The following is a 6,794-nucleotide window of genomic DNA, read 5'->3' as shown; positions in this document are numbered from 1 at the left end:
CACGCCCCTACCAATAGGTATGGGGATACAAGGCACAAGGCAAGGAAATGCTATAATAACTCTACTGGCAGGGTATTCAACCAGTCTAAAAACCCAGCATCTAATGGATGCAATTAACCTTGAAAACTTAAGGTATGGGGTTCTTGCAAGAAATGCTTTGGCCATATAAAACCTTAAAGCACCAAGTACAGAGAATCAAGCATTTTTTCTCAAGTACGGTAGGGCATACCGAAACTATCTCTGAAATGGGATGAACGACTGGGGAGACTCACCCCTCTGGAGTAGGTTAGGAAACCAGCTTGCTGTAAGGGTTGTCAATGAATCAGTAATCCAAAGCCGCTAGTGTTTGGAGAATCCCCTTTCTTTAGAAATGGGGAGTATGTCAATTAAGGGTTGTATAATTTAAGGGTGATCGTGCGATTCGTTCCTGTCAAAATGACAGCATAATAGCTGAAGTGTAAACAGGGCAAGGATTTCAGATGATCTGAGCCTTGACAACTTAATCTCCGTGATGGTGAAAGTCCATCCCCGTAGATGTTGCGGCGACAGCATAACCCCTAGTCACTAAGGACTGGTAATCCTTTAGGCTAAAGCGGGGTTAAACGGCGGTAACTCAGAATCCAACAGAGAATCCCGTCTAGCATCTAATCATGGGTAGGAATACGAACTCTCGACCGAACCATCGTTATTAAAAACCAGCCTACTTGGATTATTGGCTGGAGACAAAAAAAGTCAATGGTCTAATATGCCAGAAGATTTGGTCATACTTAACTGGGAACATTCATAAAGACCCGGTGGATAGAGAGACCCTAAAGTTAGAAATAACGGAAATTAGGAACGAAGTAACCCCTATAAACCTCTTAAGAAGGTCGATACTTAAGAAGTAACCAGCGCAAGGTTTACAGGGAAAGGATGATTCAAGAAGCCAATGCCTGTTTGTAATGAACAAGGATAAGCTGACGTGAATCCGGTTGTAAGGATTGAATAGTTGTTATTAGCATTTCAAAAGTTATGAACACGATTGAGAAATCGATGTATGAATGGAAGGACATCAATTGGCATAAAGTTGAAAGATGTGTCTTTAAGATGCAAAAACGAATATTCAGAGCTAGCCAGCAGGATAATGTCAAGTTAGTCCACAAATTACAAAGGCTACTCACAGAGTCTTGGTACAGCAAATTATTAGCTGTACGGCGGGTTAGTCAAGATAATCAGGGCAAGAAAACGGCGGGAACTGACGGAGTAAAATCTCTAAGACCTACTGAAAGAATTACCTTAGTGAACCAATTAAAATTGGGTAACAAATCAAAGCCAACCCGTCGAGTCTGGATACCCAAACCGGGAACAGATGAAAGGCGACCTTTAGGAATCCCAACAATGAATGAACGAGCTTTACAAGCTTTAGTAAAACTGGCATTGGCAGACACAATAGCAAAACATAAATCCTCACCCCAAGTTGCATTAATAAAGGAGGCTAACCCAATCATTAGAGGATGGTCTAATTACTACTCACCTGTAGTTAGTAAAGAAACCTATAGTTATTGTGACAATATACTATATTACCAACTCAGAAGATGGGGAAAAAGACGACACCCAAACAAATCTCTAAAATGGGTTCACAAGAAATATTGGAACTCAATAGGGACTAGGAACTGGGTATTCTCGACTAGGGGGGATGAAAAAGCCTATAAACTTAGTAGACACTCTGACGTAAAAATAGTCAGACATACCAAAGTTAAAGGTGAAAAGAGTCCTTTTGATGGGGATTTAACATACTGGAGTAGTCGGATGGGTTCACACCCAGAAATGCCATCAGACAAAGCTACATTGCTGAAAAAGCAAAAAGGCAGATGTGCATATTGTGGATTAACATTTCGTGATGGCGACTTGATGGAAATCGACCATATTACTCCCAAGTCTCTTGGAGGTAATAATCACAGAAGTAACAAGCAATTACTTCATCACCACTGTCACGATAAAAAGACAGCCAAAGATGGCTCTAGTACGCATGACAAGCGCCTTATAATTGAGGAGCCGTGTGAAGCGAAAGTTTCACGCACGGTTTTGAAGACGAGTCAGAGGGGTGACTCTCTGGCTTAGTTTAACAGCTTAAATCAACTTCGGGTTTATTGAGATTCCAGTAAAAATGGACACTTATGGAACCACCCGTTGACCGAATTCGGATTTCCTTGGTGGCGAAGGAACAGCTAACGGAGCTAAAACAGACAACTGAAATTGAGCAGTGGAATATTCTCTGTCGCTGGGCTTTTTGTCTATCACTTGCAGAACCCACTGAACCGTCTCTTGTTCCATTGCCTGCTTATAGTAACGTTGAAATGAGCTGGCGAGTCTTTGGGGGTGAAATGTCAGCCTTGCTTCTCGTCGCCCTCAAGCAGCGATGTTGGCAGGATGGGTTGGGAACAGATCGCCAAACTCTCGCAGAACAATTTCGCCTTCACCTGCATCGCGGTATTGGTTATTTAGGGGGTGAGCAGCAGGTCGATGCAATTGAGGATTTGATCGAAATAGCCCACTCATCAAGTCGGTAAAGTCTTTTTTCCTTAACATCGTGATCACCTACTTCGGTGCTGGTGGATCATTTCAAACTATCAGCTCGAATTCAGTATAAACACTAGATACATCAAGGTTTTCGGTGGCAACTATGTCAGTGAAGCAACGCAGAAAATACCACAATATCATGGAAGACTTGGTGGCAGAGGAAGTGAGAAGCCAAATGGCACTCCTTTCTCCTCGGTTAACCCAGTATATTCAGCGAACCGAGGTTGAAACCTACGCCCTTAACCGTCTGCCCACCCTGTATGCCTCTAGCCAAGAAGGTTGGTTGCATCAGCAGAAACGGGCAAGAGAAGAACACCAAGCCACGATCAGAACGGCAGTTCGTCAAGCCTTAGCGGCTGTACAACGAGATCCCCTCCGCAGTTCGACTCCTCTATTTCAAGACAAAGAGGAAGTGATGGCGGAAGCTGGAAGCCGCACTAATACCTCTGAACTGGAAAACACAAAGGATATACCCGCTCATCCCTATTACTGGCAGCAGAAACGTTCTCCTCGCTATAGCCAGAAAGCCCAATAAAATTAGATCAACTCAACGCGAAAAAGAAGGGTTTTGCAGTAGAAGGGGAAAGAAATGTCCGACAGGCCCTTGACCCTGACCGATAGTCAGGGAAAACTGTAAAGCTTGAGTGACATAGGCCTTAGCCTTTTCGATAGCGGAAAATAACTCTTCTCCTTTAGCCAGATTAGCAGCGATCGCCGCCGAAAGGGTGCAACCAGTGCCATGAGTGTGGGGTGTTTCTATGATTTGAGTTTGCAAGGTCTGTAGCTGTTTGCCATCAAACCAAACATCTATTCCCCGTAAACAGCCTTGTAAGCTACCCCCTTTGACTAAGACGGCTCTGACTCCGAGTTGATCATAAATCTGTTGAGCGGCAGTGTACATCTGCTCAAGCGTCTGAATTTTCAGTCCCGTGAGAATCTCAGCCTCGTAGCGGTTCGGTGTAATCACAGTAGCATGGGGAAATAAACTCTCCCGCAGGGCAGTAATCGCCTGATCATCAATCAATTGCGCTCCTGTGCGAGAAACCATGACTGGATCAACCACTAAAGGCTGTAAGTGTAACGCTTCAACCTGAGTGGCAACCTGCCTAATAATGTCTGAGTTGAGCAACATTCCCGTTTTTGTTGCTTGTACCCCAATATCTTCAACAACTGCTGTCATTTGCGCTGCAACGGCTTGGGGCGAGAGTGCATCGACTCGGGTAACTCCCAAAGTATTTTGTGCAGTTACACAAGTTAAAGCACTGGTACCGTGAACGCAATGAAAGGCAAAGGTTCGCAAATCGGCTTGAATGCCAGCACCCCCGCCACTATCAGATCCAGCAATAGTCAGAGCCACCGGAATCAACTGTTGTGAATTTGCCATACTGATGACTTAAAGTATAATCCCACACCAGAATTAACCCCCCAATGAGAACAATCTCGTCTTCTGTGAGAGTTAAAAGTTCCCCGAGCCTCTCTAACGTGTAGGCCGCCGCCGCCTGAGAAAATCAGGAATATCCAGTCCAGGCTGTTGAGGCTGTTGTTCGGAAGGGTCTTTCGGAGGTTGTTGGCCGAGAGGGGGCGGTGGGGGTGGATTAAACGGTTTGGGAGTTGTTTCTCGATTGCTGGGAAGCGTTTGTTGTTTTTCGCTAGAAAATCCCGTCGCAATCACCGTAATTTTGACTTCTCCCTGTAACCGCTCATCAATCACAGCCCCAAAGATAATATTGGCATTGGGATCAACAACTTCATAAATCGTCTCTGCGGCGGCATTCACTTCATGGAGAGTTAAGTCCGTTCCGCCTGTAATATTAAAGACAACGCCTTTAGCGCCCTCAATCGAAGATTCGAGTAATGGGGAAGAAATCGCTCCCGTTGCCGCTTCTCTGGCTCTTGATTTTCCAGAACCCAAACCAATTCCGAGCAAAGCTGAACCCGCATCCGCCATCACAGCCCGGACATCGGCAAAATCCACATTCACCAAGCCAGGAATCGTAATAATATCAGAAATCCCTTGAACACCCTGGCGCAGCACATCATCTGCATAGCGAAACGCTTCTTGTACAGGGGTTTGTTCGTTAATCACCGATAATAACTTGTTATTGGGGATAATAATCAGCGTATCGACCCGACTTTGTAAAGCCGCTACCCCGTCATCAGCTTGAGAAATGCGTCGTCTGCCTTCAAATGTAAACGGTCTCGTCACTACACCCACCGTTAACGCACCCACTTCTTTAGCGATCTCTGCCACCACTGGAGCTCCACCCGTTCCCGTTCCCCCCCCTAAGCCTGCGGTAATAAAGACTAAATCAGCCCCTTCTAGAGCATGAGCGATTTCGTCACGGGACTCTTCTGCTGCTTTTTGTCCAATCGCCGGATTGCCACCTGCTCCCAGTCCTCGGGTTAACTTCTGTCCAACTTGTAAACGTTTGAGTGCTCTTGACTGAGCCAAGGCTTGAGCATCTGTATTGACGGCCCAAAATTCCACACCCGATACCTCGCTCTCAATCATGCGATTGACGGCATTTCCCCCACTGCCGCCCACACCAATGACTTTAATCTTCGCTGCATTACTGGGTATAATATCGCTACTCCAAGACTCTTCGTGAGGCATAGAATTACTGTCGCTATTGGGGTTTACCATACGCTCATTTTTGCGGAATGGATTTGTTGACTCTGCTGCGAACCTCTGGTTCGTTTGGTAATCAGGTTGTTCATTATTATTATTCTTTTGGGTAGACCCCAGGTTAGTCTTAGAATTCATTTTAATCGATAGGGGTAGTGAATAACGTTTCAAATTAAGGACGCAACCCACTTTCAACTATAGGGTAAGTTGCGATCTAAACCAAGAGCAACGAACAAAGCAATCCGTTTATCCAAGGGACTTTCACCCCAACCTGTGAGAAAGCCATAGTTCTACGCCTTCAACAAGTTATTACCGCTCAACTCAAGTTAGTCATTACCCTTGAGCCGAGAAAGCTTCTGAGACCGACTTGTGAAAGCAGATGGTGACGCTCTTAACTATACATCAGTGATCGCTTTTGCGAATGACAAACCTTCCCCAGGGTGAACAAAAGGATGGCTCGGCAATTATGTTGTGGGATAGACCCCAGGGCAGCCAGAACAGATTAAGCGAGGGGTTTGGGTCTGTTGGTCAGAAGGGTCGAAATATCAGCAACGTTTTAGGGTTCTGGCAACATTTGAATCAGTGGAGAAGAGGGATTTTGTAAATCAATATAGTCAACTAAAGCCAAATCCACTTGTTCCGGTAAATTTCTCATCTGATCTAAGACTCGAAGCTGTTGAGTAAATTGTGGACTATAGGCACCGAGATGCACTACTCCAATTTCAGTTGTGATCATCAAATTTGCCGGATTTTGCCAGTTGATTTCATAAACGACCACTGGAGATCGACTTAACGTTTCATACATTTGGGTCCAATGAGGACGATATTGGTCGGGGTTGCCAATCACTTTCAAGCTGGGCAACTGTCGCGATCGCTCTAACTTAGCATAACTCTCTAACGGAATCCAGCCTCCATTGGCATCTAACCAGCCGACCCCAGAGGCATCTGAGCGTCGTGTTAAAGTGGGACTCGGTTGAGCGATCGCCACTGGACGACGTTCTTGAATTTTAATGGTTAAGCGAGGGGGAAACAACTCTCGGGTGACGGTCGCGGAGGCAATTTGGCCTTGAGATTCTAAAATCTTTGCCAGATCTTGCGGTTGAATTTGCCAGAGGGATTGAGGATAGGATAATGGCAGTAGGTCGCGAATTCGTGCATCTGAGAGTAACTGATTTCCCTCAATGGTGACTTGTTCGGGCTGACGAATCAACCAAATCGGCTGATTGAGCGCCCAAAAGACTCCCCCGGTCAGACTACTCACCGCTAGGCCTTGCCAAAGGATTTGGACTAAGCGCTGACGACGCTGACGCCGTAATTGCTGACGCCGATTTCCTAATTCATTAGAAGAAACAGATACAATATTGGCCATAAGTTCCTCTTGCAGCTACTGTTGTGATAGCTCAAAATCATGGAGTTCGTCTCAATAAAAGATTGGGGATCAACAGGGGTCAGTGAAGCCCGACATACAGATTTCAACTTTAGCAACTCTCTACAGGCTCCTGTGTAAGAATTAATGCCCCAGGGTTGAACCCCTCCCTCAGTGTGGTCATCCCGTCTGTCCGCCTCTCCTGCCTCGTGTGAGTCTACACCTCAGTAGGGAAGTGTCAAT

General features: G+C 45.7%; 6 protein-coding genes. 3 read left to right on the top strand and 3 right to left on the bottom strand.

What is annotated here, in order from left to right; genetic code table 11:
• Positions 1–1,011: 1,011 nt before the first annotated feature.
• From WN50_RS30985 to WN50_RS15425, 3 genes are all read left to right on the top strand, one after another.
• Complete coding sequence (locus WN50_RS30985; protein WP_053221528.1) at positions 1,012–2,100, top strand: reverse transcriptase N-terminal domain-containing protein; 1,089 nt, start codon at positions 1,012–1,014, stop codon at positions 2,098–2,100.
• A 56-nt stretch (positions 2,101–2,156) separates the two neighbouring features.
• The gene (gene dndE / locus WN50_RS15430) at positions 2,157–2,549 is read left to right on the top strand and encodes a DNA sulfur modification protein DndE (protein WP_046278393.1); all 393 of its coding nucleotides are present in this window, start codon (positions 2,157–2,159) and stop codon (positions 2,547–2,549) included.
• Between the two features lie 113 nt (positions 2,550–2,662).
• The gene (locus WN50_RS15425; protein WP_046278394.1) at positions 2,663–3,094 is read left to right on the top strand and encodes a late competence development ComFB family protein; all 432 of its coding nucleotides are present in this window, start codon (positions 2,663–2,665) and stop codon (positions 3,092–3,094) included.
• Positions 3,095–3,106: 12 nt separating this feature from the next.
• On the opposite strand, the gene thiD is transcribed toward WN50_RS15425, so the two are convergent.
• From thiD to WN50_RS15410, 3 genes are all read right to left on the bottom strand, one after another.
• Positions 3,107–3,943: a bifunctional hydroxymethylpyrimidine kinase/phosphomethylpyrimidine kinase gene (gene thiD / locus WN50_RS15420; RefSeq protein WP_049559710.1), complete on the bottom strand. Its 837-nt coding sequence runs from the start codon at positions 3,941–3,943 to the stop codon at positions 3,107–3,109.
• 93 nt (positions 3,944–4,036) lie between these two features.
• Positions 4,037–5,323 (bottom strand): cell division protein FtsZ, encoded by a 1,287-nt coding sequence (gene ftsZ, locus WN50_RS15415; RefSeq protein WP_046280017.1) that lies wholly within the window; start codon positions 5,321–5,323, stop codon positions 4,037–4,039.
• 418 nt (positions 5,324–5,741) lie between these two features.
• Complete coding sequence (locus tag WN50_RS15410; protein WP_046280016.1) at positions 5,742–6,554, bottom strand: cell division protein FtsQ/DivIB; 813 nt, start codon at positions 6,552–6,554, stop codon at positions 5,742–5,744.
• Positions 6,555–6,794 lie beyond the last annotated feature (240 nt).

Source organism: Limnoraphis robusta CS-951, from assembly GCF_000972705.2.
The sequence above is the reverse complement of the archived record's forward strand: the minus strand, read 5'-3'. Positions and strand labels throughout refer to the sequence as shown.

Excerpts from the sequence above, each read along its gene's own strand:
- WN50_RS30985 (WP_053221528.1), top strand. The coding sequence starts at position 1,012 with ATGAACACGATTGAGAAATCGATGTATGAATGGAAGGACATCAATTGG.
- dndE (WP_046278393.1), top strand. The coding sequence starts at position 2,157 with ATGGAACCACCCGTTGACCGAATTCGGATTTCCTTGGTGGCGAAGGAA.
- WN50_RS15425 (WP_046278394.1), top strand. The coding sequence starts at position 2,663 with ATGTCAGTGAAGCAACGCAGAAAATACCACAATATCATGGAAGACTTG.
- thiD (WP_049559710.1), bottom strand. The coding sequence starts at position 3,943 with ATGGCAAATTCACAACAGTTGATTCCGGTGGCTCTGACTATTGCTGGA.
- ftsZ (WP_046280017.1), bottom strand. The coding sequence starts at position 5,323 with ATGAATTCTAAGACTAACCTGGGGTCTACCCAAAAGAATAATAATAAT.
- WN50_RS15410 (WP_046280016.1), bottom strand. The coding sequence starts at position 6,554 with ATGGCCAATATTGTATCTGTTTCTTCTAATGAATTAGGAAATCGGCGT.